The sequence below is a fragment of the Pseudomonas sp. AC016 genome, from assembly GCF_979253365.1.
Map to the genome: position 1 here is coordinate 888,733 of NZ_CEEDCC010000001.1, position 24,684 is coordinate 913,416.

Annotated in this window: 36 protein-coding genes; 14 read left to right on the plus strand and 22 right to left on the minus strand. The window is 57.2% G+C overall.

The window, feature by feature from the left end:
- Nucleotides 1-5: 5 nt before the first annotated feature.
- The 8 genes from AC0IXS_RS03850 to AC0IXS_RS03885 form a co-directional block, all read right to left on the minus strand.
- Nucleotides 6-959, minus strand: coding sequence for a major capsid protein (locus tag AC0IXS_RS03850; protein WP_122603926.1), 954 nt, complete (start codon nucleotides 957-959; stop codon nucleotides 6-8).
- 12 nt (nucleotides 960-971) lie between these two features.
- Complete coding sequence (locus AC0IXS_RS03855) at nucleotides 972-1,700, minus strand: beta-N-acetylhexosaminidase family protein (protein WP_471826187.1); 729 nt, start codon at nucleotides 1,698-1,700, stop codon at nucleotides 972-974.
- A gap of 81 nt (nucleotides 1,701-1,781) precedes the next feature.
- The gene (locus tag AC0IXS_RS03860; protein ID WP_471823844.1) at nucleotides 1,782-2,171 is read right to left on the minus strand and encodes a hypothetical protein; all 390 of its coding nucleotides are present in this window, start codon (nucleotides 2,169-2,171) and stop codon (nucleotides 1,782-1,784) included.
- A 29-nt stretch (nucleotides 2,172-2,200) separates the two neighbouring features.
- Nucleotides 2,201-3,298, minus strand: coding sequence for a minor capsid protein (locus tag AC0IXS_RS03865; protein WP_471823846.1), 1,098 nt, complete (start codon nucleotides 3,296-3,298; stop codon nucleotides 2,201-2,203).
- Nucleotides 3,273-4,694 (minus strand): DUF4055 domain-containing protein, encoded by a 1,422-nt coding sequence (locus AC0IXS_RS03870; RefSeq protein ID WP_471823848.1) that lies wholly within the window; start codon nucleotides 4,692-4,694, stop codon nucleotides 3,273-3,275. Before AC0IXS_RS03870 ends, AC0IXS_RS03865 begins: the two co-directional genes overlap by 26 nt.
- On the minus strand, nucleotides 4,691-5,992 hold the full coding sequence (locus AC0IXS_RS03875) for a terminase large subunit domain-containing protein (protein ID WP_122510231.1): 1,302 nt from the start codon (nucleotides 5,990-5,992) through the stop codon (nucleotides 4,691-4,693). The genes AC0IXS_RS03870 and AC0IXS_RS03875 overlap by 4 nt, the downstream gene beginning before the upstream one ends.
- Entirely contained in the window at nucleotides 5,979-6,440 is a 462-nt protein-coding gene (locus AC0IXS_RS03880) for a DUF2280 domain-containing protein (protein ID WP_025995764.1), read from the minus strand. The genes AC0IXS_RS03875 and AC0IXS_RS03880 overlap by 14 nt, the downstream gene beginning before the upstream one ends.
- Before the next feature lie 31 nt (nucleotides 6,441-6,471).
- A complete protein-coding gene (locus AC0IXS_RS03885) occupies nucleotides 6,472-7,095 on the minus strand; it encodes a putative metallopeptidase (protein ID WP_471823850.1) in 624 nt (207 codons plus the stop codon).
- Nucleotides 7,096-7,427: 332 nt separating this feature from the next.
- On the opposite strand from AC0IXS_RS03885, the gene AC0IXS_RS03890 reads away from it, so the two are divergent.
- Nucleotides 7,428-7,682, plus strand: coding sequence for a hypothetical protein (locus tag AC0IXS_RS03890; protein ID WP_240994869.1), 255 nt, complete (start codon nucleotides 7,428-7,430; stop codon nucleotides 7,680-7,682).
- 28 nt (nucleotides 7,683-7,710) lie between these two features.
- Here the strand turns inward: AC0IXS_RS03890 and AC0IXS_RS03895 are convergent, their stop codons facing one another.
- From AC0IXS_RS03895 to AC0IXS_RS03915, 5 genes are all read right to left on the minus strand, one after another.
- Nucleotides 7,711-8,151 carry an Ntn hydrolase family protein gene (locus tag AC0IXS_RS03895; protein ID WP_471823852.1) on the minus strand — a complete coding sequence of 147 codons (441 nt, stop codon included), beginning with the start codon at nucleotides 8,149-8,151 and terminating at the stop codon, nucleotides 7,711-7,713.
- Between the two features lie 129 nt (nucleotides 8,152-8,280).
- Nucleotides 8,281-9,138: a putidacin L1 family lectin-like bacteriocin gene (locus tag AC0IXS_RS03900; RefSeq protein ID WP_471823854.1), complete on the minus strand. Its 858-nt coding sequence runs from the start codon at nucleotides 9,136-9,138 to the stop codon at nucleotides 8,281-8,283.
- A 3-nt stretch (nucleotides 9,139-9,141) separates the two neighbouring features.
- Nucleotides 9,142-9,333: a Com family DNA-binding transcriptional regulator gene (locus AC0IXS_RS03905; RefSeq protein WP_471823856.1), complete on the minus strand. Its 192-nt coding sequence runs from the start codon at nucleotides 9,331-9,333 to the stop codon at nucleotides 9,142-9,144.
- A gap of 219 nt (nucleotides 9,334-9,552) precedes the next feature.
- The gene (locus AC0IXS_RS03910) at nucleotides 9,553-9,891 is read right to left on the minus strand and encodes a hypothetical protein (RefSeq protein ID WP_471823857.1); all 339 of its coding nucleotides are present in this window, start codon (nucleotides 9,889-9,891) and stop codon (nucleotides 9,553-9,555) included.
- The gene (locus AC0IXS_RS03915; protein WP_122425145.1) at nucleotides 9,891-10,262 is read right to left on the minus strand and encodes a DUF3450 domain-containing protein; all 372 of its coding nucleotides are present in this window, start codon (nucleotides 10,260-10,262) and stop codon (nucleotides 9,891-9,893) included. The genes AC0IXS_RS03910 and AC0IXS_RS03915 overlap by 1 nt, the downstream gene beginning before the upstream one ends.
- Before the next feature lie 190 nt (nucleotides 10,263-10,452).
- On the opposite strand from AC0IXS_RS03915, the gene AC0IXS_RS03920 reads away from it, so the two are divergent.
- On the plus strand, nucleotides 10,453-10,839 hold the full coding sequence (locus tag AC0IXS_RS03920) for a hypothetical protein (RefSeq protein ID WP_240997694.1): 387 nt from the start codon (nucleotides 10,453-10,455) through the stop codon (nucleotides 10,837-10,839).
- 142 nt (nucleotides 10,840-10,981) lie between these two features.
- Here the strand turns inward: AC0IXS_RS03920 and AC0IXS_RS03925 are convergent, their stop codons facing one another.
- The 8 genes from AC0IXS_RS03925 to AC0IXS_RS03960 all read right to left on the minus strand — a co-directional run bounded on the left by AC0IXS_RS03925 (nucleotide 10,982) and on the right by AC0IXS_RS03960 (nucleotide 15,460).
- A complete protein-coding gene (locus tag AC0IXS_RS03925) occupies nucleotides 10,982-11,563 on the minus strand; it encodes a hypothetical protein (RefSeq protein ID WP_471823859.1) in 582 nt (193 codons plus the stop codon).
- Nucleotides 11,560-12,150, minus strand: a complete 591-nt coding sequence (locus AC0IXS_RS03930) for a recombination protein NinG (RefSeq protein WP_471823861.1) — start codon at nucleotides 12,148-12,150, stop codon at nucleotides 11,560-11,562. Before AC0IXS_RS03930 ends, AC0IXS_RS03925 begins: the two co-directional genes overlap by 4 nt.
- Complete coding sequence (locus AC0IXS_RS03935) at nucleotides 12,141-12,455, minus strand: hypothetical protein (protein ID WP_471823862.1); 315 nt, start codon at nucleotides 12,453-12,455, stop codon at nucleotides 12,141-12,143. Before AC0IXS_RS03935 ends, AC0IXS_RS03930 begins: the two co-directional genes overlap by 10 nt.
- Nucleotides 12,452-12,922: a hypothetical protein gene (locus tag AC0IXS_RS03940; RefSeq protein WP_122813286.1), complete on the minus strand. Its 471-nt coding sequence runs from the start codon at nucleotides 12,920-12,922 to the stop codon at nucleotides 12,452-12,454. Before AC0IXS_RS03940 ends, AC0IXS_RS03935 begins: the two co-directional genes overlap by 4 nt.
- Nucleotides 12,919-13,716, minus strand: coding sequence for a hypothetical protein (locus tag AC0IXS_RS03945; protein ID WP_471823864.1), 798 nt, complete (start codon nucleotides 13,714-13,716; stop codon nucleotides 12,919-12,921). Before AC0IXS_RS03945 ends, AC0IXS_RS03940 begins: the two co-directional genes overlap by 4 nt.
- The gene (locus AC0IXS_RS03950; RefSeq protein WP_471823865.1) at nucleotides 13,703-14,680 is read right to left on the minus strand and encodes a phage replication protein; all 978 of its coding nucleotides are present in this window, start codon (nucleotides 14,678-14,680) and stop codon (nucleotides 13,703-13,705) included. The genes AC0IXS_RS03945 and AC0IXS_RS03950 overlap by 14 nt, the downstream gene beginning before the upstream one ends.
- Before the next feature lie 33 nt (nucleotides 14,681-14,713).
- A complete protein-coding gene (locus AC0IXS_RS03955) occupies nucleotides 14,714-15,136 on the minus strand; it encodes a phage regulatory CII family protein (RefSeq protein ID WP_471823867.1) in 423 nt (140 codons plus the stop codon).
- A gap of 99 nt (nucleotides 15,137-15,235) precedes the next feature.
- A complete protein-coding gene (locus AC0IXS_RS03960; RefSeq protein WP_122499965.1) occupies nucleotides 15,236-15,460 on the minus strand; it encodes a helix-turn-helix transcriptional regulator in 225 nt (74 codons plus the stop codon).
- Nucleotides 15,461-15,564: 104 nt separating this feature from the next.
- Between AC0IXS_RS03960 and AC0IXS_RS03965 the strand changes: the two genes are divergently transcribed.
- The 3 genes from AC0IXS_RS03965 to AC0IXS_RS03975 all read left to right on the plus strand — a co-directional run bounded on the left by AC0IXS_RS03965 (nucleotide 15,565) and on the right by AC0IXS_RS03975 (nucleotide 18,008).
- Complete coding sequence (locus AC0IXS_RS03965; RefSeq protein WP_471823869.1) at nucleotides 15,565-16,239, plus strand: helix-turn-helix domain-containing protein; 675 nt, start codon at nucleotides 15,565-15,567, stop codon at nucleotides 16,237-16,239.
- A 136-nt stretch (nucleotides 16,240-16,375) separates the two neighbouring features.
- Nucleotides 16,376-17,131 (plus strand): hypothetical protein, encoded by a 756-nt coding sequence (locus tag AC0IXS_RS03970; RefSeq protein WP_471823871.1) that lies wholly within the window; start codon nucleotides 16,376-16,378, stop codon nucleotides 17,129-17,131.
- A complete protein-coding gene (locus AC0IXS_RS03975) occupies nucleotides 17,124-18,008 on the plus strand; it encodes a hypothetical protein (protein WP_471823873.1) in 885 nt (294 codons plus the stop codon). Before AC0IXS_RS03970 ends, AC0IXS_RS03975 begins: the two co-directional genes overlap by 8 nt.
- A 382-nt stretch (nucleotides 18,009-18,390) precedes the next feature.
- Here the strand turns inward: AC0IXS_RS03975 and AC0IXS_RS03980 are convergent, their stop codons facing one another.
- Complete coding sequence (locus tag AC0IXS_RS03980; RefSeq protein WP_471823875.1) at nucleotides 18,391-18,720, minus strand: DUF1652 domain-containing protein; 330 nt, start codon at nucleotides 18,718-18,720, stop codon at nucleotides 18,391-18,393.
- 472 nt (nucleotides 18,721-19,192) lie between these two features.
- Between AC0IXS_RS03980 and AC0IXS_RS03985 the strand changes: the two genes are divergently transcribed.
- The 9 genes from AC0IXS_RS03985 (at nucleotide 19,193) to AC0IXS_RS04025 (ending at nucleotide 24,616) form a co-directional block, all read left to right on the plus strand.
- Entirely contained in the window at nucleotides 19,193-19,495 is a 303-nt protein-coding gene (locus tag AC0IXS_RS03985) for a hypothetical protein (RefSeq protein WP_471823877.1), read from the plus strand.
- Between the two features lie 564 nt (nucleotides 19,496-20,059).
- On the plus strand, nucleotides 20,060-20,371 hold the full coding sequence (locus tag AC0IXS_RS03990; RefSeq protein WP_471823879.1) for a hypothetical protein: 312 nt from the start codon (nucleotides 20,060-20,062) through the stop codon (nucleotides 20,369-20,371).
- A gap of 235 nt (nucleotides 20,372-20,606) precedes the next feature.
- Nucleotides 20,607-20,858, plus strand: coding sequence for a hypothetical protein (locus AC0IXS_RS03995; RefSeq protein ID WP_471823881.1), 252 nt, complete (start codon nucleotides 20,607-20,609; stop codon nucleotides 20,856-20,858).
- Nucleotides 20,855-21,025, plus strand: a complete 171-nt coding sequence (locus tag AC0IXS_RS04000) for a hypothetical protein (RefSeq protein ID WP_163000009.1) — start codon at nucleotides 20,855-20,857, stop codon at nucleotides 21,023-21,025. The genes AC0IXS_RS03995 and AC0IXS_RS04000 overlap by 4 nt, the downstream gene beginning before the upstream one ends.
- Nucleotides 21,026-21,194: 169 nt before the next feature.
- Nucleotides 21,195-22,319 (plus strand): hypothetical protein, encoded by a 1,125-nt coding sequence (locus tag AC0IXS_RS04005; RefSeq protein WP_471823883.1) that lies wholly within the window; start codon nucleotides 21,195-21,197, stop codon nucleotides 22,317-22,319.
- Nucleotides 22,320-22,341: 22 nt separating this feature from the next.
- Nucleotides 22,342-22,470, plus strand: coding sequence for a hypothetical protein (locus AC0IXS_RS04010; protein ID WP_471823885.1), 129 nt, complete (start codon nucleotides 22,342-22,344; stop codon nucleotides 22,468-22,470).
- Nucleotides 22,471-22,480: 10 nt separating this feature from the next.
- On the plus strand, nucleotides 22,481-23,347 hold the full coding sequence (locus AC0IXS_RS04015) for an ATP-binding protein (protein WP_122544335.1): 867 nt from the start codon (nucleotides 22,481-22,483) through the stop codon (nucleotides 23,345-23,347).
- Nucleotides 23,344-24,015 carry a 3'-5' exonuclease gene (locus AC0IXS_RS04020; RefSeq protein ID WP_471823887.1) on the plus strand — a complete coding sequence of 224 codons (672 nt, stop codon included), beginning with the start codon at nucleotides 23,344-23,346 and terminating at the stop codon, nucleotides 24,013-24,015. Before AC0IXS_RS04015 ends, AC0IXS_RS04020 begins: the two co-directional genes overlap by 4 nt.
- Nucleotides 24,016-24,025: 10 nt before the next feature.
- Entirely contained in the window at nucleotides 24,026-24,616 is a 591-nt protein-coding gene (locus tag AC0IXS_RS04025) for a hypothetical protein (RefSeq protein ID WP_471823889.1), read from the plus strand.
- The last annotated feature ends 68 nt before the right edge of the window (nucleotides 24,617-24,684 follow it).

A 24,684-nucleotide genomic window follows, 5' to 3' on the forward strand; every position in this document is an offset into this window, starting at 1 on the left:
ATGATTTATGGGGTGGCCGGGGTGAGCTCAATCATCACGCCTGCAGTGACCTTGTCGCTGGCAGAGTGCTTGACCCAGTTGGCAGAGGAACCGACAGCCGCGAGCGACGGATTCGCGCCGCCGGCAGTTTCCTTCCAGCTGTAGCCCAGAACATCAATGTTCACGACACCTTCGGCGCGGTAGCCGATCGCAAGGTTTTCTTCGTCGTTCACTTCGTAAGAACGGAAGCCAGGTGCCTGGGATTCTGTGATGGTGACGGCGCTGGGCAGCAGACCGAAGATCACATCAGTCGGCGCCGTGTCGGTGACCAGCACAGGCTTACCGAGGGTGCCCGGCAGGCCGCCGTAGATGACGACGCCCGCTTCTTCGTACAGCTTGTTGGTGATCGCTTCGTCGACGATGTCGAAGTAGGCCGACGAGTGCATGACCCACAGCGCGATACGGCCGAACTTGTCGCCGAATTTGCGCATGCCACGGGTCAGCGTCTTCTTGCCATCGGTTTCGATGTTGGCCTCGACCACCATTGCTGGGTTGGAGCCGATGGAGGCGCGCAGCGCGGCAGTGGCGTACTGGACGAAGCCTTCCAGGGTTGCGTCTGCGACGTCTTGGCCGATGATCTGGGAGAACTCATCAACCGGTCGGCCACGGCGCTTGAAAGCTTCTTCGGTGGTCTGGTACGGACCGTACTTCCACGGAGCCTTGACGCCGACAGCCTCACCGGCACCGATCTTCTTAGCGACGACTTTGGCTTCGGAGTTGACGTCACGGTGATCCAGCGAACCTGCCAGCTTGTAGAAGGCACGTTTGCGGAAGTCGCCTTCAATCAGTTCGTTGTCGAGGATGATTGCGCCATTGGAGGACGCGTTGAAGATGTCCAGGTTGTCCTGAACACGCTCCAGATATGCGGTCTGAGCCTCATCGTTGTAGATAATCAGATCGCTGTTCACAGTTGTTGCCATGGGTGAATCCCCTTACTTGGGCAAATTGAGGTATGCGGTTTGGCCGTGCTTGCGCTGGTAGTCGCGCTTTTGCGTGGCTGTCATTTCGGAGCGCTTCAGTGCAGCCTGGCCGCCACCCCCGCCCGGGGCGTTCGTACCCGAGGCCCTTGGCCACAGGTGAGGAGCGCTTTCGCGCAAGGATTCCGCCCATTCGAGCGGGGTCAGAGGGGTCTTGCCATCTTTGCCGAGAATGGTCTGACCAGACTCATCGACGGCGATCGCTTCGCCCTCTTCGTTCAGTGAGAACACGCCTTTGGCGCGCAGGATGATGTCGTCAGTTGCTTCAGGCAGAGCGCCCGCTTTCAGGGCCGCACCGCGCACCGAGTCGCCCAGCACCTTGCCTTGGAACTTGGCGGCGAATGCCTCGGCCTTGGTTGCGCGCTCGCTGACTGCCTTCAGCTGTTTGTCATAGTCGCCGCGCAGGCGCTCGGTGCGCTTGTTGAACACCTCGTCCACCTTGCCCTCAGTCAGCAGCTTGGTTTCCTCGTCCTGACCGGCGCGGCTCAGCAGTCCTTTGACGGCGTCAATGTCGATGCCTTCAAACTGGGTTTCGAACTGAGTCAGCTTGGTGGAGGTGTCTTTCAACTTCCCCAGCAGCTCAGTATTTTTGGTCTTCAGACCCGAAACGGATGCTTCAACGGCAGACGCGATAGCGGCCTTGATTGCCGGGTTTTCCAGGTCGATTTCGTTTTCTTCTGCCACGGTGATGCACCCCTTGGGTTTGGTCGCCCGCTTTACGGGCATAAAAAAACCCGCCGAAGCGGGTTAGAGTTATTTCTTTTTTCAGTATTCGATCAGGCAAAATACTTCCAGTGATTCAGGGAAGTCTTGATTATCCCGAATATGGATAATCAAGCGATCGCCTTTAAGTAACGCCTCCTCACGCAACCTGGCTGCCGCCATGACATCCTTCTGTGCACTCGCCAAAGTGGCCAAATGCACGAACAAATTACACACGTGCTCGTCCTGTTCAATCAAGCGGATCACCTCCACGATAGGAGGAGCAGAAATGCCGAGGTCAAGCGCGCGCTCACAATAGAGTTTTATCCATCCAAACTTCATTTCCCGAACGAAAAGCCTGTCCTCTGGCAATGTGTCCGAGTTGAGATCCAGGGAATCAAAAAACCATTCTGTGATTTCAAACTGATCCTCGAAAGGTATCTCACCAAGCATGCTCCATCACCTTAGCGTCTAATTACCCCTCACAGTATCAAACCAGCTTTATCAAAGGCCAGCGGCTCAAGAAGTTTCATTTCAGCCAGAGAAAGCGGCTTGAAGTTCCGATCAAGCTGCAGCTCTGCAAACCGCTCCAACGTTAGCCCACCCTCGCGAAACAACCTGCCCCGCTTTGGCCCCAGCGCCTGATCCTGAAACGCCGAAGGTTGGAGCTTGAGCCAGTCGTAATAGCTGAGATCGGCAGCGACCTGGCCTCCGCCATTCGGCCCTACCGAGGCGCGTGTGCCGTCCTTGCTGAGTAGCTTGGTCCATTTGGTCACGGGTACGAATGTCGTCCGGCACCTGATGTGAAACGGCGGCCGTGGGCCGGAGTCGACCGGAAAGCGACGCTTGTCCATGGACCTGCAAGTTTGAGTCGTTTTGCTATCGAGCGTGGCGATGATCTCAATCTCGGCGACAACATCAGGATTGGCCTTGATGGTCTCCATCCGGGCCTGCGATGCCACATGCTGCACAGCCGTATGCACGACTGCACTGGCATTGCGCTTGGTCGTTGCCAATATCCCGTCGCTGTACCCAGCAGCCTTGGTACCGCGAATCTTGCGGATGATCTGGAAATTCGTTTGCCCCTCGAAAAAGCCTTGGCGTATAGCACCGTTGACTCTCTCCCGTTCCGTTGACGCCCAATCCTTTATGAACGGCTTGAGCAGTTTGCCGCCGCCGGTACCGGTGCCACGCACGCTCAGCGGGTTGTTGAGCACTGCGGACCGGACGGCACGCGATGGGGGAATCACTGCGTCGAAAGTTACGCCCACCGGCGCCGACCGGTTCAAAGCGGTCGCCTCGAACTGCGCCTCATAGTTGGCCAAGTCGATCAGGTCGAGGTTCAGCGTGTCGGTGTACCGATCAAAGATGCCGAGCAACAGACTGTCAACCTCATCCAGCAGCTTGTTCAGTCGCTGGATGTTGTACTCAGTCAGGTCTGCTCTGGTGAGCTGCTCGCGCACCGCCCTGTCGATTTCTTTCAAGAACGGCGCGAATTTCTCGACCTCTCCTGCTTTCAACTGCTCCAGAAAGACCGAGTGCCTGATCGTGGCATCAAGTACCGCTTGGTTGACGGCCATCGTTTAAGTCCTCGTCGTCATCCAGGCCGAGGTTGTCGGTCTGCTCTTGGAGCTCGCTGTCTATCTGCTGGTCTGTTCGCTCCGGAGCGATCAGCCCGAGCTTGCGCAGGTAGCCACGCAGATCAGCCTTCGCAAAGCCGCCGCTCTGCCATAGCCCGACAAGGGCCGTGATCATCTGCGGATCGGCGCTGAGTTCGACGAATTCCTGATTGACCTGGTAGGCCGTCTTCCCGGTAACGCCGAGGAACTGAGCGCACCAGCCCAAGGCACGGGTGTAGGCCTCGTTGATGTTCGCGACACAGATCGCGAGCACTGAAGTCGATGCTGACTGGTCGCCACGCGACTCCGTGGCAGTCTTGGCGGTAAGCGATGCAACAACCATCCGCGCGCCCAGCTCAATCATCATCTGGTTCTTGTCGGCCATCGCCTCTTTTACCAGCGTGTTGGGCTGGGGCTGGGCAAAGGCGAAGGTTTCACCAGCAGGCACAGGGATCGGAGCCCGGGAGCCTACGTAAACGCCTTCTTTGCGCGCCATCTCAAGCCATTGCTCATCCACACCGCTGATCCACGGCTGAGCCTGGCCACACCAGAACACGCTGTCCTCGTAGTCAGCGCTGTTCCGGTAATGCCCAAGGTTGATCATCGCGATGTCGTACAGCGGCGACTCGTCAATGCTTGGGTCGTTGTTCTGCGCGCCGATGAACGTGAAAGGGATCTCCTTGAGGCGTCCGCCCTTCCCTTTTGGCTCGTACTCTTCCACCACCTCCAACGGGCCACCACCGCGCGGACCTTTCCGCCTCCAGACCCGGCAGACGTAAAGTCCGTCGTCGCCAAGGGCCAGTTCCCGGAACTGCTCGGTGCATTTCAATCCAAAGCCGTCGGCTTCCTCATTCATCTCTCGCAGGATGACCATGGTGAGGACGTTGTGCCCTTCAACCATTCCCGTGCGCCAGTTGATGATGTCCTCGGCGGCGTACGTCAGGATGACTGAGTGCCCGCCAATGCCGCCGTCTTCGTGAAAGTCCACGAACAGGCCGTGCCGCCCAGTCTCCAGCACGCGCTCAAGCGAGCCCTGAGACTGCTGGTAGATGCTGACGCCTGCGCCATTGGCATTGTCCTGCAGGTATACGAGCTTTGCAGGCACGGTCAGCGTTGGGTCTTTGTGAAAGGCCAAGCCAATCAGACCGTTTCGGGTGTGGCCCGTGGCGTTCTTGAATACTGCGCGCTCACGGTACGACTTGTTACGCTCGACGTTCTCTTCAGATTTGTCGTGCCTATTGATGTAAGGCAACCGGTCAACGACACGGTGCTGGCCAGCGCAGACGTCGCGCACAGTCAGCCAGCGATCCAGCGCCTGGATGTATTCAGGCCGCTTGAACGAAACGTCGTTGGTCATCGGGCGTATCCCAGATTGAGAGAGGCGACCGGTTTAACGATCGGGAACTCTTTGTGAATGAAGTAACCGCCCGCGTCGTTCGCGTGGTCGTTGCCTTGAGACTTGTCCGGCTCGCCGTTGGCTGCCCAGATTTGCTGCTCCAGCCCATCCGCATATGTGGGACAGGTGAACGGATTCACCAGATAGCGCCGCTCGCCTTGGGCGTTGCTGAACATGGCATTCATCGCGTTAATGCGGTCCTTCACCGGCGGGTTCGCAGCTGGGGCGATCACCGTAAAGTTTGCCTGCTTGAGCATGGCGATATCTGTGACGCTGGCATTGACTGACTTGCGCGAGTCGCCGGATGCGTCTGGGTAGATTCGGATTTCACAGGTCTTGATGTACTTGTCGCCGTCGTGGCGCCAGTAGCGTTCCTTGATACGTCGGATCATGTCGGGCGTGTCGTACCCGTCCATGAGTTCGTCCACGGCGCGAGGCAGCCCCTTATCCCGTTTCACATGGGTAATCGCAGCCATCTTGCCCACGTTGAAGTCCATGCCGATGAACAAAGGCTCACCCGGCTGCACCGTGTCGAAACACTGGTTCAGTTTGCGGTCATACGCGTGGTAGATCGATCCGGATGTGAGGTTAACGAACTGGCCGTTGAGATAGGCCCTGATCAGTTGCTCGGGATACGACTCCATCAGCGATGGTATGTAGTCGTCCGGCAGGTTCAGTTCGTTATCGAAGGTGCTGGCCTGGATAAGGCCATACATATCCTTGAGCGCCGGCTTGTCGCGCAGCTGCTTCACGAACTGCAGGAAGACGAACTTGAAGCCTTCCGGTGTCGTGGTGACATCCACGCCGTTCTTCAGCCCGGGCAGGTTGTAACGCATTCGCGCGATGATCTTGCGCCAGGCCTGCTGCGCCTTGATTGAGGTCAGGACGTCCAGTTCATCCACGAGCGCGTGACCGACCTTGAAGCCAACGATGGTCTGAGGCTTCTCCATCGACCGGCAAATCACCGTGCCGCGATACTGCCGACCTGTGTAGATATGAACCTCATGGTTCGCCTGGTTGATCTTTGTCTTCAGGCCCCACTCGTAAGCCACCTCCTCCATCGTCGGATAGAAGATGTCCCGGATCTGGGGGTAAGTCGGTGCGAAGTAACCAGCGTTGACACCTGGCCACTCCATGAAGTGCTTGCTCAGCGCCGAGCAGCCGACCCAGGTCTTCCCGGAGCCGAACCCGGCAACAAATGCGCGAAACTTGTGGGGCAGCAGCAGGAATTTCGATTGCGGGACGTTAAGGCTCGGCATCGGGCTTCCTCGCATCCACTACGTCGACCTGAATGCGAGTCGGAATTGCTGGCTCGTCGCCCGGCTCATCCTTGCGGTGGCGGTTGACGTACATATCGCCTGATTCTTTTGCAGCCTGCTCAAGCACCTGGAGAGCCAGCGCCAGGTTGCGCATGCCCTCTGCTTTCTCAACGATCCTACCGAGGGCGCGAAGCCGATAGGCGCGGTTGGCGATCGGAATCTCTGCTGTGTCCTCACGGAAACGCTTGCGTGTGTCGTGAAACAGGGTCACCCATCTGGCCGCAAGGTTCACGCCGGCACGTTTGGTTGGGTCGTGCGACTCACACTGCTGGCGGGATATCTCAATACTGAACTCTTGTTTGACCTGCTCTACGACTTGCGAGGGAGTGTCGAAGCAAGCCAACGCCTGAACGATGAAGCTCTTCACCTCATGCTTCAGGGCTGCCATAGGTTGGATTCCGTCTAATGCCTGTCAAATTTCAGGCCGACTTGAGCAGACAGGTTCCGCAGGCCCTCGATATGTTGAGTTTGCCCACCTCAGCGGGCTTGTTTGCAGCATCGACCAGAAGCTGGACGTCTGGGCTTGCCCCATAGCGACGAACCACACCAACGAACTCTTCGACGTCGTGGCCTTGCAGCTTCAGCTTTGGCGCGCCCTCTTTGGTGAAGGCAGGCTGACCGTATTGATCCGTCGCTTGCGCCAGGTGGTAAAGCTCATGCTCGACCAGAGCGCAGAAGTCGGCGTCGCTGCAGGTGGCGCAATAATCGGCGGCCAAGGTGATGACGAAGTCGGGGACATCACCGAACCAGTCACGCATCTGCTGCTCCATCCGGGCTTTCTGCCACCCACCTGCACGGAAGGCGACTTGCTCAGCCTGTCCCAGCACCGTGCGACCCTGCTTCGTGAATGCAGACGAGGCCCACATGATGCAGATGTCAGCATCGATCAGATGTGCGTGTTCTTCGTTGTGGATGCTACCTGTATCAGCGAGGATTTCGGACTGGAGCCAGTTCCACACCTCGGGCGCAGGAGTCAGGCGTATACCGAAGCCGGATAGATCCGACAGCTCAAGAAGAGAAGATGGCGGATATGGCCTTCCCATAAATCACCTAAAGCTTGAAATGGTGGCTATTAGCCGGTATTAATGCCAATTTTTTACAGCAAGGTAGCTGCCCAATGTCGCTCGCAAGCACCCGCCTCACCATAGTTACGGCACTAGCATCTCTGTTACTCAGCGGGTGTGCCTCATACCCACAGGAGACCAAGACGAACTACGGCCCCGGAAAGGTGGACGTCGTGACAAGGCACTATGTTTGCTACACCGACGCTCAGATCATTGACGGGAAGCGCACCAGCGTGAATTTGTGCGCTAGGTCCCATTCAGGTTTTTCCTTTGACGATCAACCCCAGATATGGGCCGGGATTGGCAATCGAATGCCCGCCAAGTTTCAACTCAGCGATGCGATTCAAGGAGCAAAGGTGCGCATCAATGATCATTTTGGCTTTCTAAAATGCGATCCACTGCAACAAGCATCTACCGATGCAGCGCGCGAGACCTTTTGTAAGCTCACACTCAACGATCAGATAATAGTCAGCGCGCAGGTTATATTTGAACCGCTCTCCGACACCCGTATGACCGAGCAGCCAAGCGGTATATTCGGTCTCATAGACGCACTTAAGCGACCGTGATTAACCGTCAGCCCGTGCCGCACTAAACCTACGGCACACCCTCTTCGCGAATGACCATCGTCCGAACGGTCCCGCCCGTGTAGATGTCACGCTTCATTGCGGCCCTTACCGCCTCTTCTGCACTCGCACCCATGTCCATCGCTGCCAAGGCGTAGGCCGAGCCACTGCCAATAGCGTCCGGGTTGGCCGGATCGAGTGGCTGTCTCCATACGCCCGTCTTGTCGTCATGACCGACCATCATCAGTTTGCCGTTATCAACGACAAAGCCTGAGCACTCCACAGCCTCTTTAGAGGGCGTGCCTAAGTAGGCAGCGATCAGGGCTCTCTCATCGCATACGGCGCCAGACAGGAAGAACAGAACGCCGTTGACCTGCTCGCACTTCGAGCAGTTGTCCGAAACTATCGATCCACCTCTGGTCTGGCGGGAGTCATAGGCGATCACGCCGTCTTTGTAGGCAATGGTCGTCATGTGTTACTCCGCTGTGCACCGAGGTATCTAGACCTGGCAGAAATGATGATCTGCCAAGTATTTAATAGGGGGGCAAAACCACCTGCCGCCAGCTCGGATCGAGCGCGGCGGCAGATAATTAATCAGCCGTTAGTTGAAATCCCAGCCAATTCCGCCGAAGAGCGGGAACGGACCAGTGCTGTGATCGGGGTAGAACACAGCGCGTGGAGGCTTCACTGGCTCCGGAGCCCAACCGAAACGTGCCCAGATCGGAACATTCTTCACGATGACGAATGCACCGTTTTCCTGAATCTGAGCGTATGCGCCTGGGTGGCCGTAAGTGCTCGTATGCCACACAGCCTTACCAGCACCGTCGTAAATTACAAAGTTGCCATCACCTTGCATTACGGCTCTGGTGGCACCGGTATTGTGGGTTCCCGAGTTCCATGTCGCCTTCATGTCCTTGTCATACACAACCAGGTTACCGTCTGCCTGGAAGATGAGTTTGTACTCACCAGCCGGATAGACTGCGGCAACCACCATGTCTTGATTGGGATTCAAAACGGTCGCAGTTGCCGCTGCAGGCGTAAAGGTTGCGCTCGTGTTGGTCGACCACAGAGCCTGAATATCGACGATGACAAGGTTCGCATCGTTCTGAAGAGACAGGAAATACCGTCCAGCCTCAGCATCAGTGGTGTTATCCCGGGTGTACCACGTGCGGCCGCGAATAGGATCGTAGAGATATAGGCCGCCCCACATCAGAACATGCAGAGGGAAATCGCTGCCTGGACCTGACGTGCTGTAGGGTTGATTGGAGTCGGCAATCCAAACAGCTGCGCCTGTTGCTTGGTCGAAGATTGCCAGGTTGGCGTCCTCTTGCAGCAACAACTTGTATTTCTTGTCCGGAGACAGCAGGTACTGGCCTGGCACCATGACCTGCGCTGGGGGCATGAAGGACGAGCCGACGTTAGTGAAATAAGTAGGGTGTTTTGGGTAATAACGAGACATTTTTTATACCTGTTGAGTCGAATGATTTTTCGCGGAGGATTCCGCACTCATGTCGCTCAAAGGCGATGGCTCGAGGCTCGGGGCCTTCGCATGATTCAACGTCCCGCATCGGGAACATTTGATCTGGAGCTCGGTTTTCTCGCCCACACGGGCAAGAAGTCTTTTGCACTGTCCACATCTGAAATCTTTCAACATCTGCAAAGCCTTTTGGTTTCTGCTAGGCTCCGCCCCGCTCGCGCGAGCAGTGAGGGCCTTGGCTGGCTTGCAGGTACACTCTGCGATCTGGCGGCTCCCTTGGGTGTTACAGCACCCTCTGGAGTCGCCCTCTCTTTTTTCGCTACAACGCAAAAGCCCCGATCAATGTCGGGGCTTTTTTTGTATTCGGAATTCTTATGGCGAGATCGGTCTACAGCGCTACGGCGACTGCCGCTCTACCGCCTCGTTGACCTTGTCTGCTGCCTTGCTGGCGACCTCTGCCGCTTCTGTGGCCTTACCCGCAGCCCCCTCAACCTTTACGGCGGCCTCGGTGGCGGACTTGGCCAACTTGTTCAGGCGCATGTCGCGCTGAATGGTCGCCTCGTCGTAACCCCGGCGGGCTTCGGCAAGTTGGACGCTGTACCAGCTCGCGAGCTGCCACTGAGCAACCTGAAAGCCGAGCATTGCGCCACCCGCCAACAGCAGGATTGCGATTAGCCAAACTTCTACTCGTCTCCACCAGTGGCGGGCGACGAAATTGATTGCGCATCTGTCCATCAGTTGTTTCCTCCGAGCTGCGCGCGCAGCCGAGCGATTTCCGCGCTCTGACTGGTGACCTTGTCGGTGAGCTGCACGATATGGCTGGTCAGGGCTTCGATCTTCCCTTCCATACGGCCGACGGCAGCGGCGAGTTCATTGCGCTCTTTGGCGAACTGGTCAGCGCGGGCCTCGGCTTCTTTGCGGGCCACGCGTTCGGAGTCGAGCAGTTCATTCAATCGGCGGACGGTGCCAATGTCGGCATTATCCATCGCGCGGTCGGCAGCATCCTTGGAGAGGAATTTCCTCAACCACAGGAAGCCGCCCAGCAGAATTGTGCCCGTACCGCCCAGCCAGGTAGCTGTGCCTGGGCCGAGGTCGGTTGGGTCCATCTTTACTCCAGAAGAAAAAGGGGCGTCAGGTGCGCCCAATGAGGAACGAGGTACGAATAAGGCCCTCGCTGAACTTGGCGATCAGAGGTTCCGAGGGGTTTGGGAAAACTATTACTGCTGGAATGGTCGCGACAGGCGCTATCAGCTATAAGGCTCTATGCCACTAAACCTTGATCAAGGAAGAACTCTCTTGAAACCAACTCTCGCGCTGGCCTCTATTGCCGCATTGTCCGCCGCATCAGTTCATGCAGCTGACTTCAGCCCCGCTGAAATATGCAAGGCCGCCATATCTGTGGAAATGGGTAGACCGACCAAAAGCATGAAAACCGAAAGCTCGGCGCCATACCCGGTGATCTTCTACACACGCCCAGACGGTGACTCGTTCAAATATCGATGCCAAGTGAGCGAAGACCGTGTGGTCTGGTCCGGGTTTATGAACGACACAGGAGACTGGGGCCGTTGGAGGAAGCAATATTCAGAAGGCGACGCATCGACCACTTACACCGTGAAAAATGGTGTGCTCACAATCAACAACGATCAGTCCGGTGACGAAACCTTCAAACGTAAGGACTTCTAAGTCACGCCTAAAGCAATGACCGCGGTCAGAAATCAGAATCCAACGCGCAAAAAAGCCCGCTCAACTGGCGGGCTTGTTGGAGCAAATTGCCGTAGGCAAAATACTCAATGTGGGGAAATGATGCCGCCAGCCGCACGGGAAGTCAAGCGGCTTCTCGCATCTGGTAAATCACTGCTCCAATTGGACTTAATGCCATTCGGTCGAGGTCTTCGCAGCAATCGAACGAGAGTCGCACGAAGCACTCCCAATCCCTGTCCCAGTTGCACGATTCCAGCCTCACTCCGAACTCCCCCATCAGCCACGACCGGAACGCCTCAGGCTTGATCAATGGGTCGTCATTGGCCGACTGCCCACCCTGGTGCATGTAGCGATACCGGCGCATGACGCCCCTCACCACGTACTCCAGCTTTTCCCGCTTGCCGGCCGTCATGCGCTTGGACTTGGAGACCACCATGCCGAACACCACACCTTCTGCCGCCTCGTTGATGTCGTCGTCACGGTTCGCGGCGTACATGTATTCGCCGAACACGCGTACCTGCGGGTGCAGCTTGGCGATAGCCGACTGGATGTGACCGGCCAAGGCGCTGTGCATCGCGTGGTTGGCCGTAGGGCCTCGTTCAGTGCTCTGCACTACCACGCCGAGCTGAACGACCTCTGAGGACTGTCCGGGGGCTGGGATGTAGGTGCAGTCATGCCACGCTTGACGTGCTGAGTGGATTTTCATGCTGCTTGCCCCTTTTTCAGTTCTCTGGTCAGTGCCCGGTACTTGGCGGTTAGGGCTTTCAGTTCTTCGATGGTGTACTTCTGGGGCTCATGAGGTCCTTCGAGCCATTCAACGTTGGTGATGCCGATGCGTCGAACCAGCTCTAGGCGGTAGTTGACGATGTTCCCGGAAAGCTGGGTGTTGCATGGCGAGCACTGGCGATGGCAGTTCATCGGCTCAAAGCGCAGCGCAGGGTTGCTCCCGACAGTCCGGTAATGCCCAGCGTCATACTTCCCTTCGTGGTGCCGACCACAGCTCACGCAAGGCAGCGCGGCGTCACGGTGGCGCACCCACTCGTTGAACGCCTGCTGGGTGTCCTTCATGTGGTCGCTGCGATTTTTCAGGGCCTCCTTGCGCACCTTGATCTCAGAGCGCTCCACCTGAGCCAGCGCTTTGCGGGCCTTGGCCTGATTCCTGGGCGCATCGATGATGGCGCAGGCCGGGCTGCATACCGCCTGCCCGAGCTTCTGCGGGACGAATGAGGCCCCGCACTCAGGTACGCGGCACTTCTTCGCCCTGGGGGTTTTGGATTGAAGGCTTATGCGCATGGCTTGGCCTCCTTGGATTTCTGCTGCTCTGGAGCGAAGTCGCCGCGCAAAGGCATTAGGTGGCGAGGCTCATGAATGCCGAAGCCAAGGTCCACAACCTCGCCCTCAATAACCGCAACCAATCCGTCACCGACCAGCGTCCAGCACGGTACGTCGTCATGGCGATAAACCTCGCCGTTCGGAGCCACGTAAAAGTCACCGCTGGTAACAAGCTCGCGCAGCTGGCATTGCTTGCCGATGTTCTGGGTCAGCGAGTTGGCACCGACGATGACCGCCAGGTCACCTGGCTTGAAGTTATGGCTCATGCCGCCACCTCGCCGATCAAATCGCCGAAGAAGACGCCCAGCGCCGAGAACTCAGTCAGGATGCGGTCCGTGTACGCCACACCCTGGGCGCGATTGAACATGCTGGTGACCGGGAAACCGTCCGGCCCGAGCAATTTGCTGTCGCCCATCAGTCCGAGCTTTTCCTCGTAGGTCAGGTGCTTGGTGGTGCGGTGCCAGGCGGCGCGGTAATCCTCATCCTCGTTGATCAGGATCTGAACGCCGTGGTGCAGCTTGCAGTACTTGCGGGCCTCACTGGCGTCGCCGATTTGGGTCATCTCGGAAATTCGCTTGTAGAAAGCGAACCACAGTGCGTTTTGGTCGAGCGTGCGGTCCTTGCCCGGACGCATCGACACAACAACGAACTTCTTCTCACGGAACATCGCTGTCATACGCGTGACGGCTTCGATAAGTTTGGATTGGCAGTTGATACTGATTTTGTCGGTCACTGTCCTGCCCTCTTCAATTGCAGTTCCTCAGCCTGCTGCTGAAGCAGCGTGAGGCGGTCGGCCAAGGCATTGGCGGCCTTGATCTTCAGCTCGTTCTTGCGTTCGGCCGAGGCAGCTCTCATCTCATGCATGCTGTCTTTCACGGCCTGGAGTTTTTCGCGCATATCTGGGCTTGGGTTGGTGACCTGTCCGGTGAGCAGTCCAGCAATGGCCTGGCCGTCCTGCGTGATGGGCACCACGTTGAGATCCGTCAGGTACAACTGTCCTCGCTCTTGCGGTATACGCTGCATCTGCACGGCGGAGGTGATGGCCTCGACTCGCCGGTTGGCGTCGAAACCTACAGATACGTGCCAGCTAACCGACCTGGCTTGATCACGGGCCAGCTTTACGAAACGCTCGTACGCGCTCATGAAGGCCATACGGGCGCCGATCTGGTCGCCGGCGTTGAGCACCGGCTTTGCGGCGGCGAGGGCCAGTTGGATTTCGTCGGTCAGCACCACGGTTTCGAATTCGTCATTGGTCGTCATCGCGATCGCCCAGGCCTCATCTTTGCCCGGTCGGCCGTCGGAGGACTGCACACGCTGGAGGATGTCAGCCATTGCCAGCTTTCCCTTCACCTCGAAACGGCAGGCCTTGAGCGCGGCTTTCACCACCGGCACCGAGTAAGCGCAAAGGTCTTCCGCCATCATCGCGGCGGTGCCTGGATTCATCTCCTGCCCCATGGCCTCGGCAGTTGCGCAGATAGCGGCCGCTAGCCCGGCAACCTGCTGGTCGTTCATCTCAGAGGTATTCATTGCGGTCACCTGCTTGGCGTTTGGCGAGAACCGTCTGGAAGGCCTGCTCTGCTGCAGACAGGTTCGCCTCGGTTCTTTCCATCTGGCGTGCGGTTGTGCCGTTGACGCGCTGACCGGTTACCCACTGGGTGTGATAGCTCTCCGCGTTGGCCAGCAGCTCGTTGAGGCTGTGGCACTTGCGAAGAACGGCGGCATCGCTGGTTTTCAGAAAGTGAGCGGCGACGTGGTGAGCGACATCAGCGCCGAGACGGTCGACCAGCTGGCCGAGCTGCCCACCGACCTTGGCGTTCCAAACAGGCCAGGCGCTGTAGCGTTTGCGATAGGCCATCGCATAATTCGCCCAGACCTTGAAGGTTTTGCAGGTTCGATCTTTCGGTCCCGGCATATCGGCGGGAATCTCGACCCGGGGTGCTTCGGCGCGGTCTCCAACCGAAGTCATGCTGCCGGACTGAACCGGCTCGCCGGGAGCGTCCTGCAAACTCTGACTTGTACCCTGACTGGTACCCTGATAATTGGTATCCTGATTTGTCGGAGATTTTTCCGACCCTAGCCCGGATTTTTTTCCGACCTTGATCGGATTTTTTTCCGTGGTAGCTCGGATTTTTTTCCGACCCTTGCAGCTTGGTGGGCTCGGATATTTTTCCGACCCATCGAGTTTCTGATTCCACTCGACGGCCTTCGCTGTCAGACGAAAAAGCGTGATGTTTGAAGTGCTAGAAAGCTCGATCAAACCGGCCTCTTCCAACGCTTTCAACATGCGATACGCGGTATCAGGCTTGTCAGTAAGCAGCGGAAGCTCCTCGATGATCTTTGCCTTGCTCAACGCAAAGTAAATCCCGCTATCGGTCTTGATTGGCTTGGTCCAGCTTGGGCATCCATAGACGAACGCGAACAGCAGGGCCTGCTGTGAATTCAGCCCCCACTCCAGCGCTTTCACCTGATTTATTGTGACGGTGTATTGCATATCAGGACTTCCCGACCGTGTTGGTCCGGTTCATCAGGCAGCCTTCAGCGATACACGAAGCACCTGGAGTGCGTCGATCGCCTCCTGAATGGCCTTGTCGCCCTGCGCTTTTTCGTGCTGGCTGATGTGGTTGTCGATGGTCGCGTCGTAGATCAGGCGCTTAACGTCTCCGGACTCGGCGGCGAGGTGTGCCAGGGCTGCAAGCAGTGGTTTCGGCGCTGGCCGCTGGCGCGCAACGACATCGCAACCGAACTCGTCAGCAAGTGCCTCCAGCGGTCGCAGATCGTTCGCATGCAGCAGAATTCCGAACAGGTGCTCAATGGTCAGGTGATGAGCATCGTTGTCCGGGTTTGCCCGCTGGAGGAGGCTCACGTGGGGGACTCCCATTTTCGCTGCCAGAGTTTTGGCCTCGTTTTCGAGGACCGCGCTTTGGCAGGACCGCAAGAAATTTTCCATTCGTAAAACCTCGCTTTTGTTTCAGTAGTGGCGTCCAGTCACACGCTGCAAAATTCGACTGCAGTTCTGTTTCTCAACGTGGAAGTGGGTTGCGACACATCAAGCCGCCGTCAAAGATTGTTTTTCTGGAGGAAAAGCGTCATCCAACTCGCAGTTGGCCCCCAGAACATTCAAGGCGCGGACAATCAGTCGCGCCTCAGTGAGGCCTGGACTGCGCAGGCCGGATTCATAATTCGCGAGACGCGATTGATTCCAGCCGAGCGCCCGACGCAGCGCTGCCTGAGTTACCCCGGCTCTCTCTCGGATCATTCGGACGTGGTTCATCTGATTTCCTCCATAATTAATCGAAGGATAAACACGTATCGTGTTATTGGCAATCACAATAAGTGAGCAACAGGTATTTCATATCGTGATTAAAATCCCGCGCTATGAATGAATCTCTCGGACAAAGACTCCAGCGCTTGCGCCAGGCGGCCGGAAAATCTCAAGCGGCCCTAGCAAAGCTTTGTGGCTGGAGCTCTCAATCGCGAGTAGGCAACTACGAGTCGGGCACTCGGGAGCCTACACTTGGCGATATAGAGCTGATGGCGAAAGCCCTTGGCGTACCTTACAGCGTCCTACTGCTGGGGCATGAGCTTCAGGCACCGCGCGTTTCTGGGCAAGAACCACCCAATGTTGCAATGATCAATCAGCCTACGCACATGTACAGCTACCCGATCGTAAGCTGGGTAAGGGCTGGTGCATGGGCCGAGGCCGTGCAGCCATTCCCGGACGGGTTCGCTGACCAATACGACGTTTCCGATTACAAGGCCAAAGGCCCGGCTTTTTGGCTGGAAGTAAAAGGCGACTCGATGACTTCGACCACGGCGCCGTCGGTACCTGAAGGATCTCAGATTTTGGTCGATACAGAAGCAGACGTGCGCCCAGGAAAGCTTGTTATTGCCAAGCTCTCAGGCAGCAATGAAGCGACGTTCAAGAAATTGGTGGAAGATGGCGGAATCAGATTCTTGAAACCGTTAAATCCAGCGTACCCCACAGTGCAGTGCACCGAAGACTGCAGGATTATTGGGGTGGTGGTCAGGTCACTGACAAAATTTGCCTAATCAGCCCAGTTATCTGGCGTGGCAGATAACTGCAGGGAACCCCAATCATCCGGCCACGCCGGTAGCGTGGCTTGATAAAGGAATTCGTGAGAAATTAGAAAAACGAAGACCTTAGTCTTTTAGCAAAGGATCGCAAATGAACAGTGGCGTTTCCATAATCCGTATCGGCTTAATATTGCCTGGAGGAAGTAAGGTTGGCGGAGGAGCTAACCAACCGATTCGCTGCATGGCAGCAACTCATTTGGGCGAGATTGCAGTTATCGCAAAGAAGCTCCCATTGAGAGAGATAGCGGTTGAGGCAGTGTGCGCGGCTCTGGGGAGAGCTGCGGGTTTGCCCATACCCGAGCCGCTATTGTTAGCTGATGAAACGAAGACATGGCACTACGGCAGCGTTGATGTCGGGCACCCGAATCTTGCCCAATATGTAACACCAAATGACTCTTCAATCCTTGAAGATCTAGTGAAATGGCCTCCTCTCCTGCACGCGGCCTGTTTCGATGAGCTAATTGCCAATCCGGACCGCAACGACGGCAACTTACTGTATGACGGGTCAAGTTTTTTCCTGATTGATCACGGCATGTGTATCCCGCACGGAATGTCAGCTACCGACACATCGGACGATTACCACAGCAATCAGCTCCTAGATATTCACGGTGGCGCATACACTGATGAAGTGTCGGTGCAGCGCGCCGCAAATTGGGCGCGCGCCTGGTCCATTAATGATGGGCCTTCCTCGATTGAATGTGCTAGCAATGCAGCGGCGGAACACATAGAGCTTAAATCCAAGGAAGAGCTGCTATCATTCCTCAGGAATCGAGTAGCAGTCCTTGGGGATTTGCTGCACGATAAAATAAAGCCCAGTCAGCAAGGGAGGTTTAGATTCAATGATTAACTTTGACTCCCTCCTCAGCTCGCTGCCTGCTTCGCCCTCCTATACAGGGCAATGGGCGCCGATATACCTAGAACCTATGATGGGCTCTGGCGAACTCCTCACAATTGTCGTAGCGGCGATAGGAGACTCTGGGGAGGTGGAGGTAAGGCAAGCCATCAGATCGCATGTCCTTGAATCCATGTTTGGCTCACAAAGCGTCGGGCTTTCCAGGCTTATAGGGGTCGTCATAGCTAGCTTGAAAAATCACGCTATTGCTACCGGGAGATTTTCAGGCTGGAAGCCCCCGATTTCAGGGGTTGTTCTAGGCGCACCACGGGTTACCAGATCTTCAAATATCGCCGGACTGCTGCGACATGCTGTAGCTATGACAGCAAGCTTGGCAGCGCTTGATCTGAACGATTTAGGTGAGGCGGAGCCGAGCGATTTAATTATTACTTCGACCGACGATAGATGGCCTAAGCAATTCCAAGCGGAGGCTATGCGCAGGGATAGCAGGTTGGAGCCTTTCTTTATGAGGAAGCTCGCAATATCAGAGCCTACCAAACCGCTAAGCATTTTTTTTCTGAGCGAGACGGTTGCACTCAACACCGGAAGACTCATTCCCGGCGGCGGACTCTCTGCTTACCTTGAGCATAACAAAGCTCGAATGCTTGATCTCCGCCTAGCGAAAGAAAAGCAGCCGCTTTTCGCCAGAAGTCACTTTGAGTTGGTGGTTTTTAGACCTAGCTTTGATGATCCAACGTACAGCGTGAAGCAGATAGATTCTCTCAAGAGGTCGATCGCAACACTGGAGGCCGCATGCGACGAAAGTCTGATCAGAGTATCGCAGGTACAGAGTGCCGCCGAAGCGGCTGAGCGCCTTTTGCAAGTAGCGTAGCTGCGGACAGCAGGATTCATGCCCGGCCAGGCGCCGAGCTTTTTCGTTCAACGCCCGCGCGATTCACGATGGTAGAATGAAGGCTCTTACAAAAGGAGCCTGTAAATGAGCGCTTCGGACAAGTTCGCAGTCGGAATTGACCTTCTACCTCTACCTATCAACCTAGCGCTAGCGGTTGCTGGTGTTCGTCACACGTATTGGTCCTCTCAACTGCGCCGTAGGGGTGTTTGGAGCTCACTACGCATGATATTGGTCAAGGACTGCATCCATAGCCCTTTTCGTAGGAATGTTCGCGCTGACGGTTAGTATCGTTCTCACGGCCAGCGCCGCCGAAAAGGCGTTTCGCTGGTAGGCTACCGGCCTGCCCCAGTCCGACATTGTCCTACCTCGATAACACCTTAGGGATCCGACCTTGCCTGCCACTGAGCGAGGTTTTCCATTCTACCAGCAACGTCTCGTCTTCCTCACCTGAACCCGAGGTGGCGCCTCCCTGCGTTTTCATCTCTCCCTTCAGATCGCGTATGAGACCGACGACATCCCGCATCGAAGTCAGCGGAGCTGTGTCTATGCCTCTCAAAATGAGCCCTTCGCTACCGGCACGCTCATCGAACACTCTCACAGTCATTGTGTGATAAGGCGAGATTGTGCAAACGCACTTCATCGGGAAGAACGCCGACTCCACGATATGCCTTAAATCAGTTCCAGAAATCATACCGTCACATCCTTTTTCGGCGCTAGAGATCGTAAGACTTAGGTGCGGTTGATTCCGGGTGGTTCAGCTGATTCGCTGCACAGCAGCCCGCCCGTCCTTACCGGTCCGAGCTAGCCCGCCACTTAGCGGGCTTTTTGTCGACACCCTGAAAATAAATCACAATACGTGTTGACTCAATAAACACATTACGTGATAGTTCACCCATCGAGACGCGCAGCAGCTCCACAACAGGCCCAGCAGATCGAACCGCTCTTTAACAGTCTGCGCAATACGAACAAAGACGGCACCGCCTCTACGGCGACCGGAGATCAGATAGCCCCGAAAGGCTACCAACGCGAGGACCACCTCGACGGCTGACTAGAGCGAAAGGCTCGAACCGAGTGAGTGACCCGCTATGCGGTGCCAGCGGTACCCACAGATTTACTGATGGCGCTTCAATGAGGCGGCATCGGAAATCGACCGGAGTGACACCATGAACAAAGAACAGGTTTACGACGAACAGATCAGCCCGCTGATGCAACAAATTATTGAGGTCTGCAAAGAGAAAGGCATCGCGATGATCGCCAGCTTTGACATCGCACATGACGGCGCAGGCCCGGACGGCGAAGACTGTTCCGGACTGCTCTGCAGCAGCCTGTTGCCAGATGGCGACGGCAAGCCAAACCAGTCGTTTATGCAGGCACATGCGCACATCAGTGGCTCTCGCCGCACCGCAGCGATGATGCTCACCACAGAGCACGGCGACGGTTCAAAGAAGCTGACTGCGTTCATCTGACGCGATTCTCGAACTACCAGCCCCAGCGTCAGCCTGACGAAAACTGCCCGATACCTTGGCACCCCATCGCCAGGCCGCATCGGGGTGTGATCTGGAAAGGCGGCTCCATACCGGACGCGTTGTCAGCGCGTTGAGGCCTCAAGCCGGTACTGAATGGGCGTCCTTGCGATGACAAGCGCAGATCACACCCCGATGCGGATGAGTACACACCGCGAAAGCGGCCCCCTGCATCAACGCAAGAAAGCAGATGAATGCGCAGGCTGATGCGCTAAACCGTGAGGGAGTGTCCCGAAAGGGTGCGCTACAAGTAACCAACCCAAGCCGGAGACCAGCACCGGCCATCTGCAGCAACCGGCGAATAGCTCAACCCGCATTGCGCAGGGTCAGCGCCAACCTGGTATTGGCGAGCTACCTTGATCTGGCACAAGCGCCGTGACAGCCGGGAAAGACCGGCACCCCTCCTACACCCCGAACTCCCCCGACTGAACACACCCCGGCGCCTGTATGGCTGATACCCGTTATTGAGTGTTCAGTCGAAGGAGTTCACTTACTGAGGATTGAGTGATGAGTAATTCGAAATTTACGCCGGGTCTTTGGGCGTATGGCGTCCGTGACGACGGGTCAATCTGGCTAAGCCTGGGCGAGACGCTGAAAGGCCCCCACATGCAGGGCGATCTGGTGGCAACAGAGGCAGACGCCAAGCTGATCGTCGCAGCGCCCGACATGGTCGCTGCTCTTGAGCGGGCGGCTCTTCAGTTCCGCTATTACGAGCAGGCCCACCGCGAGAAAGGTACCGATGAAAGTATGCGCAAGGCAGAGGTGAATGCCGGACTTGCTTATGACATTGAGCAGGTCATCGCCAAAGCCACCGCATAACCCAGCCCCTGGAGGCAATCATGTCACGCCACGACACAGCGAAGCGCTTCATTGAACGGGCGCTTGCCGAGTATGCAACTGCACCCTGCCCCGATATGACTGCCGCCGCCGTTCAGATGGCCGTGGAGTTGGCATATGCCCAGGGTGATATCAGTTGCATTGAGCACTCGCACTACACCGATCGCCGCGCTCGAATGGTAATGCGCCATCGAACTGTCCCGCTGGGAGAGTGCGCATGATCGACCTCGAACGGTATCAGGACAGCGCGCAAGGACGGCGGTCGATACGCCAAGCGACAGGGCTGTACGACGACCTCGGCAACCTCAAGTCAGCCCTCGTCGATTACTTCCACGACTACGCCGATCCGGTCGACTACGCAGCGGTGCGTGCCGCTGAGCGCGACTATCGCAAGAAGCTGGCGCGCCGCATCAGTGTGGCGATCACGAAAATGGAAATGGTGTGCCCACCGAAAGGAGCAAGCCCATGACGACACCCATCGTGAAATCCCTGATCGACGAGCAGCTGGCCGATATCGAACGCAGCCTGAGCATCGTCAGTGCCGGGCTGCCGCGCGAGATTCCGGTTTCTGCGTTGCCCCCAAAGCTGGTCGAGGCCGTAAAGACCGGGCGGCTGGCTGTGAGGCCGAGGCAGTGACCGCGGGCCAGCGCCGTCGGCGCATCGTCTTCTGGCGCGGGAGCTTCCCGGTCCTCGCTGCATTCACTGTTCTGATGCTCGCCATGTCTTTGGCTGATCACATCACGCAATAACCCCCTTCGCTATTCAATCGCAGCGCCCCGGCAACGGCATGGCGCGGGAGACACTCATGTCCGTAGAGAAAGAACTTGCCGTTGTGCCGCCGAAAGAAAAGGCCCTGCAAATTTTCCAAACCCCCAAAGGGCTTGACCCCTACCTCCAGATTGTTCGCGATAAGATCGACGCGTTCGTGCCGGACGTGACAACTCGCAAAGGCCGCGATGCGATCGCCTCTATCGCTTACACGGTGGCGCGCTCCAAGACTGCGCTGGACAACCGGGGCAAGGAGCTGGTGGCTGAGCTGAAGGAAATCCCAAAGTTGATCGACGCCGAGCGCAAAAGGATGCGCGATACGCTGGACACCTGGCAAGAAGAGGTGCGCCGTCCGCTTAACGAATGGCAGGCAAAAGAAGATGCGCGAGTCGAGTTTCACAACTCAATGATTCGCCATATCGAGGATTGCGGGATTGGCCTGATCGGTGGTCAGCCGCAGCCATTTGGTCTGCTTTTCCGGGAGCTTGAAGAGAAAATCATCGTCGACGAGAAGTATCAGGAGTTCGAAGCTGAGGCGCATCGAGTCAAGGCAGCTGCTCTGGCAAAACTGAGAGCTTCCTTCGACGAGCACCAGAAGCGCGAAGCAGAGCAGGCCGAACTTGCTCGTTTACGATCTGAAGCGGAGGCGCGCGCGAAGGCCGAGCGCGATGCAGAGATTGCTCGCGCCGCAGCTGAAAAGGCTCGCCTTGAAGCCGAGCAGAAAGCCCAGGCCGAGCGCGATGCAGCTGCCAAGCGTGAGCAGGATTTGAAGGATCAGGCAGCAGCCCAGCAACGCGCAGCCGAGCAAAAGATTCGCGACGCAGAAGCAGAAGCTGAGCGCCAGAAGCTGCAGATAAAACTGCAGGAAGAACAGGCCGCCCGCCAGAAGCTGGAAGCTGAACAGGAACGCATTGACGCCGAGAAGCGCCAGGCCGAAGCCGTAGAGGGTGCACGACTGGCCGAGATTGATCGGGCCAACAAGGCGGCAGAGGAAACCGTTCGGCAGCAGGAGCTGCGCGCCGCTGACACTGCACACAAGGCGTCTATAAACCGTGCCGCGCTGGAAGCATTCATTGCGGGCGGCATGCCGGAAGCGTGTGCCAAACAAGCGGTCACCCTGATCGCTCAGCGCAAGATCCCAGCGATCACCATTGCCTATTGAGGCCCTTATGAGCACCCCACGAATGTCCGCCCAGCTGGACTGGATGACGGTCGGAAGCTTTTCGCCTGAACGCTTCTCAGGCGATGAGCGCAAAGAGTACGAAGCAGAACAAGCCCGCATTGAGCGGGAATGGGACAACCAACCGAACTGAGGCACACATCATGTTCAAGAAAGCCGAACGCAAGCAGGCCAAGCTACGGCTGGCACTTGCCGGGCCGTCAGGTTCAGGAAAAACCTACTCAGCATTGCTGATGGCAAAGGGGCTAGGCGGGCGAATCGCGGTGATCGATACAGAGCAAGGCAGCGCCTCTCTGTACTCCGACATCGCGGACTTCGACGTGCTGGAGCTGCAGGCGCCCTTCTCGCCCGAACGTTACGTTGATGCGATCGCAGCAGCCGAGGCAGCTGGATACAACGTGCTGATCATCGACAGCTACTCGCATGAGTGGACCGGCCCGGGCGGCTGCCTGGAGTCCAACGAAGCACTGGCCCACCAAAAATTTCGCGGCAACACCTGGGCTGCGTGGAATGAAACCACGCCCCGCCATCGGCAACTGACCAACAAGATTCTGACCAGCACTTTGCACGTCATCTGCACGATGCGCAGCAAGACAGAAACGGTCCAGGGTGAAGGCAAAAAGATCGTAAAGCTGGGTATGAAGTCCGAGCAGCGAGACGGCACCGACTATGAGTTCACCGTTGTGCTTGATCTGACCCATGACGCGCATACAGCGCTGGCCAGCAAAGATCGAACGAAGCTGTTCACCCAACCTGAGCTGATCGACGAAAGCACCGGGCGCAAGCTTTTGGACTGGCTCAACTCCGGAGTCAATCCGGAAGAGCGCGCCAAGGAGTTGCTGGTCGACGCCATAGCGGACATCGCCAACGCCAAGGACATGGTCGGCCTACAGGCTGCCTTCAACGCGGCCAAGGTCATTGCTATCGGCTTTGACGATCTGGTCAACCGCGTTGTCGCGGCGAAAGACAAACGAAAAACCGAACTCACCCCTCTGGAGCAATCTGCATGACCGCCTACATTTTTGACAGCGAAACAACCGGCTTCAAAGAGCCGCAGTTGGTTGAGGCCGCATGGCTGAAACTGGGGGAAACCGCCGGACTACCGGTTACGGATGAATACCTGGCTCGCTTCAAGCCGTCCAAAGCAATCGAACTTGGCGCGCTTTCCACAAGCCACATTCTTGATGCGGATCTGGTCGATTGCCCTTGTCATACCAGCTTCCAAATGCCACCGGATACCGAATACCTGATCGGCCACAACGTCGACTACGACTGGGGCGTCATCGGCCAGCCTGACCTAAAACGCATCTGTACCGCAGCGTTGAGTCGTCGTCTTTGGCCCGAAGCGGATAGCCACTCGCAATCGGCGATGATCTATCTGCATTACCGCGAGCAAGCGACAGGTCTGCTGCGCAACGCACACGCCGCGCTGGACGATGTGAAGAATTGCCGTCTGCTGCTGAGCAAGATACTGGATGCCCTGGCTGTAAAACTGGGTCGGCCAGTGGAAGGTTGGGAAGAGTTGTGGTCCATCTCCGAAGAGGCCCGGGTTCCGACGGTGATCAGCTTCGGCAAGCACAAGGGCTCACTCATCGCCAATCTCCCCAGCGACTACAAACGATGGTTGCTCAATCAAGCTGACCTTGACCCATTCGTGCGAAAGGCACTCTCGAAATAGGCACACCGTCATGATGACCACCGAACTGAGCGCCATCCAGCGCAATCAGGCCGAATCGGCGCGCTTGGCCGAAGCGATGGCTGAATTCCAAAAGCGCGGCGGCGTGGTGGAGGCGCTGCCTGGCTTCGGCGCGAGCAGCACGGAAGCCCTTCCCGCCCGCAAGCCATTGACCAAGCCCTACGGCCGCGACTTCCCGAGGCAGCCGCCAGAGCGTCAGATCCCAAAGTCCAAGCGCGTGGTCGCCGCCGAAGAACGCGCCAAGGCCAAGTCGGCCATGGTTCGCAAGGTGCGCGAGCTGGCCCCGACCATGACCAAGGCCGAAATCATGCGTGAGACAGGCCTGAGCGGCTACACGCTGCGCAAGCTGGGGTACGACTACGGCATCGAGTTCCGCAAGTTCGACCCTACGCCATTCCTCAAGCCGAACACCCTGGATCGCTCTCACGACGCCGCCAATGTCGAGCGGCTGATTGATGCGCGTGATCGTGGGCTGAGCCGGAAAGAATCGCTGATTGATCTGGGCATGAGCAATTCACTCATGTACCGACTGATCGCGGATTACGGCATCAACTATCCGCTTCAGCGGGACCTCAAGAAGTGAAGCGCCTCAGCACGAAGGTCCGCCGCAACAGGCGGGCCGAACAATTCCACCTGCCGCCCAGCGGCTTT

Excerpts from the sequence above, each read along its gene's own strand:
- AC0IXS_RS03955 (WP_471823867.1), bottom strand. The coding sequence starts at position 15,136 with ATGGAAAATTTCTTGCGGTCCTGCCAAAGCGCGGTCCTCGAAAACGAG.
- AC0IXS_RS03880 (WP_025995764.1), bottom strand. The coding sequence starts at position 6,440 with ATGGCAGCCCTGAAGCATGAGGTGAAGAGCTTCATCGTTCAGGCGTTG.
- AC0IXS_RS03910 (WP_471823857.1), bottom strand. The coding sequence starts at position 9,891 with ATGGACAGATGCGCAATCAATTTCGTCGCCCGCCACTGGTGGAGACGA.
- AC0IXS_RS03905 (WP_471823856.1), bottom strand. The coding sequence starts at position 9,333 with ATGTTGAAAGATTTCAGATGTGGACAGTGCAAAAGACTTCTTGCCCGT.
- AC0IXS_RS03885 (WP_471823850.1), bottom strand. The coding sequence starts at position 7,095 with ATGGGAAGGCCATATCCGCCATCTTCTCTTCTTGAGCTGTCGGATCTA.
- AC0IXS_RS03865 (WP_471823846.1), bottom strand. The coding sequence starts at position 3,298 with ATGGCCGTCAACCAAGCGGTACTTGATGCCACGATCAGGCACTCGGTC.
- AC0IXS_RS04015 (WP_122544335.1), top strand. The coding sequence starts at position 22,481 with ATGTTCAAGAAAGCCGAACGCAAGCAGGCCAAGCTACGGCTGGCACTT.
- AC0IXS_RS03870 (WP_471823848.1), bottom strand. The coding sequence starts at position 4,694 with ATGACCAACGACGTTTCGTTCAAGCGGCCTGAATACATCCAGGCGCTG.
- AC0IXS_RS04005 (WP_471823883.1), top strand. The coding sequence starts at position 21,195 with ATGTCCGTAGAGAAAGAACTTGCCGTTGTGCCGCCGAAAGAAAAGGCC.
- AC0IXS_RS03925 (WP_471823859.1), bottom strand. The coding sequence starts at position 11,563 with ATGAAAATCCACTCAGCACGTCAAGCGTGGCATGACTGCACCTACATC.
- AC0IXS_RS03985 (WP_471823877.1), top strand. The coding sequence starts at position 19,193 with ATGAACAAAGAACAGGTTTACGACGAACAGATCAGCCCGCTGATGCAA.
- AC0IXS_RS04025 (WP_471823889.1), top strand. The coding sequence starts at position 24,026 with ATGATGACCACCGAACTGAGCGCCATCCAGCGCAATCAGGCCGAATCG.
- AC0IXS_RS03915 (WP_122425145.1), bottom strand. The coding sequence starts at position 10,262 with ATGGACCCAACCGACCTCGGCCCAGGCACAGCTACCTGGCTGGGCGGT.
- AC0IXS_RS03960 (WP_122499965.1), bottom strand. The coding sequence starts at position 15,460 with ATGAACCACGTCCGAATGATCCGAGAGAGAGCCGGGGTAACTCAGGCA.
- AC0IXS_RS03980 (WP_471823875.1), bottom strand. The coding sequence starts at position 18,720 with ATGATTTCTGGAACTGATTTAAGGCATATCGTGGAGTCGGCGTTCTTC.
- AC0IXS_RS03895 (WP_471823852.1), bottom strand. The coding sequence starts at position 8,151 with ATGACGACCATTGCCTACAAAGACGGCGTGATCGCCTATGACTCCCGC.
- AC0IXS_RS03970 (WP_471823871.1), top strand. The coding sequence starts at position 16,376 with ATGAACAGTGGCGTTTCCATAATCCGTATCGGCTTAATATTGCCTGGA.
- AC0IXS_RS03875 (WP_122510231.1), bottom strand. The coding sequence starts at position 5,992 with ATGCCGAGCCTTAACGTCCCGCAATCGAAATTCCTGCTGCTGCCCCAC.
- AC0IXS_RS04020 (WP_471823887.1), top strand. The coding sequence starts at position 23,344 with ATGACCGCCTACATTTTTGACAGCGAAACAACCGGCTTCAAAGAGCCG.
- AC0IXS_RS03860 (WP_471823844.1), bottom strand. The coding sequence starts at position 2,171 with ATGCTTGGTGAGATACCTTTCGAGGATCAGTTTGAAATCACAGAATGG.
- AC0IXS_RS03945 (WP_471823864.1), bottom strand. The coding sequence starts at position 13,716 with ATGAATACCTCTGAGATGAACGACCAGCAGGTTGCCGGGCTAGCGGCC.
- AC0IXS_RS03930 (WP_471823861.1), bottom strand. The coding sequence starts at position 12,150 with ATGCGCATAAGCCTTCAATCCAAAACCCCCAGGGCGAAGAAGTGCCGC.
- AC0IXS_RS03850 (WP_122603926.1), bottom strand. The coding sequence starts at position 959 with ATGGCAACAACTGTGAACAGCGATCTGATTATCTACAACGATGAGGCT.
- AC0IXS_RS04010 (WP_471823885.1), top strand. The coding sequence starts at position 22,342 with ATGTCCGCCCAGCTGGACTGGATGACGGTCGGAAGCTTTTCGCCTGAA.
- AC0IXS_RS03990 (WP_471823879.1), top strand. The coding sequence starts at position 20,060 with ATGAGTAATTCGAAATTTACGCCGGGTCTTTGGGCGTATGGCGTCCGT.
- AC0IXS_RS03950 (WP_471823865.1), bottom strand. The coding sequence starts at position 14,680 with ATGCAATACACCGTCACAATAAATCAGGTGAAAGCGCTGGAGTGGGGG.
- AC0IXS_RS03995 (WP_471823881.1), top strand. The coding sequence starts at position 20,607 with ATGATCGACCTCGAACGGTATCAGGACAGCGCGCAAGGACGGCGGTCG.
- AC0IXS_RS04000 (WP_163000009.1), top strand. The coding sequence starts at position 20,855 with ATGACGACACCCATCGTGAAATCCCTGATCGACGAGCAGCTGGCCGAT.
- AC0IXS_RS03965 (WP_471823869.1), top strand. The coding sequence starts at position 15,565 with ATGAATGAATCTCTCGGACAAAGACTCCAGCGCTTGCGCCAGGCGGCC.
- AC0IXS_RS03900 (WP_471823854.1), bottom strand. The coding sequence starts at position 9,138 with ATGTCTCGTTATTACCCAAAACACCCTACTTATTTCACTAACGTCGGC.
- AC0IXS_RS03975 (WP_471823873.1), top strand. The coding sequence starts at position 17,124 with ATGATTAACTTTGACTCCCTCCTCAGCTCGCTGCCTGCTTCGCCCTCC.
- AC0IXS_RS03935 (WP_471823862.1), bottom strand. The coding sequence starts at position 12,455 with ATGAGCCATAACTTCAAGCCAGGTGACCTGGCGGTCATCGTCGGTGCC.
- AC0IXS_RS03890 (WP_240994869.1), top strand. The coding sequence starts at position 7,428 with ATGCCCGCCAAGTTTCAACTCAGCGATGCGATTCAAGGAGCAAAGGTG.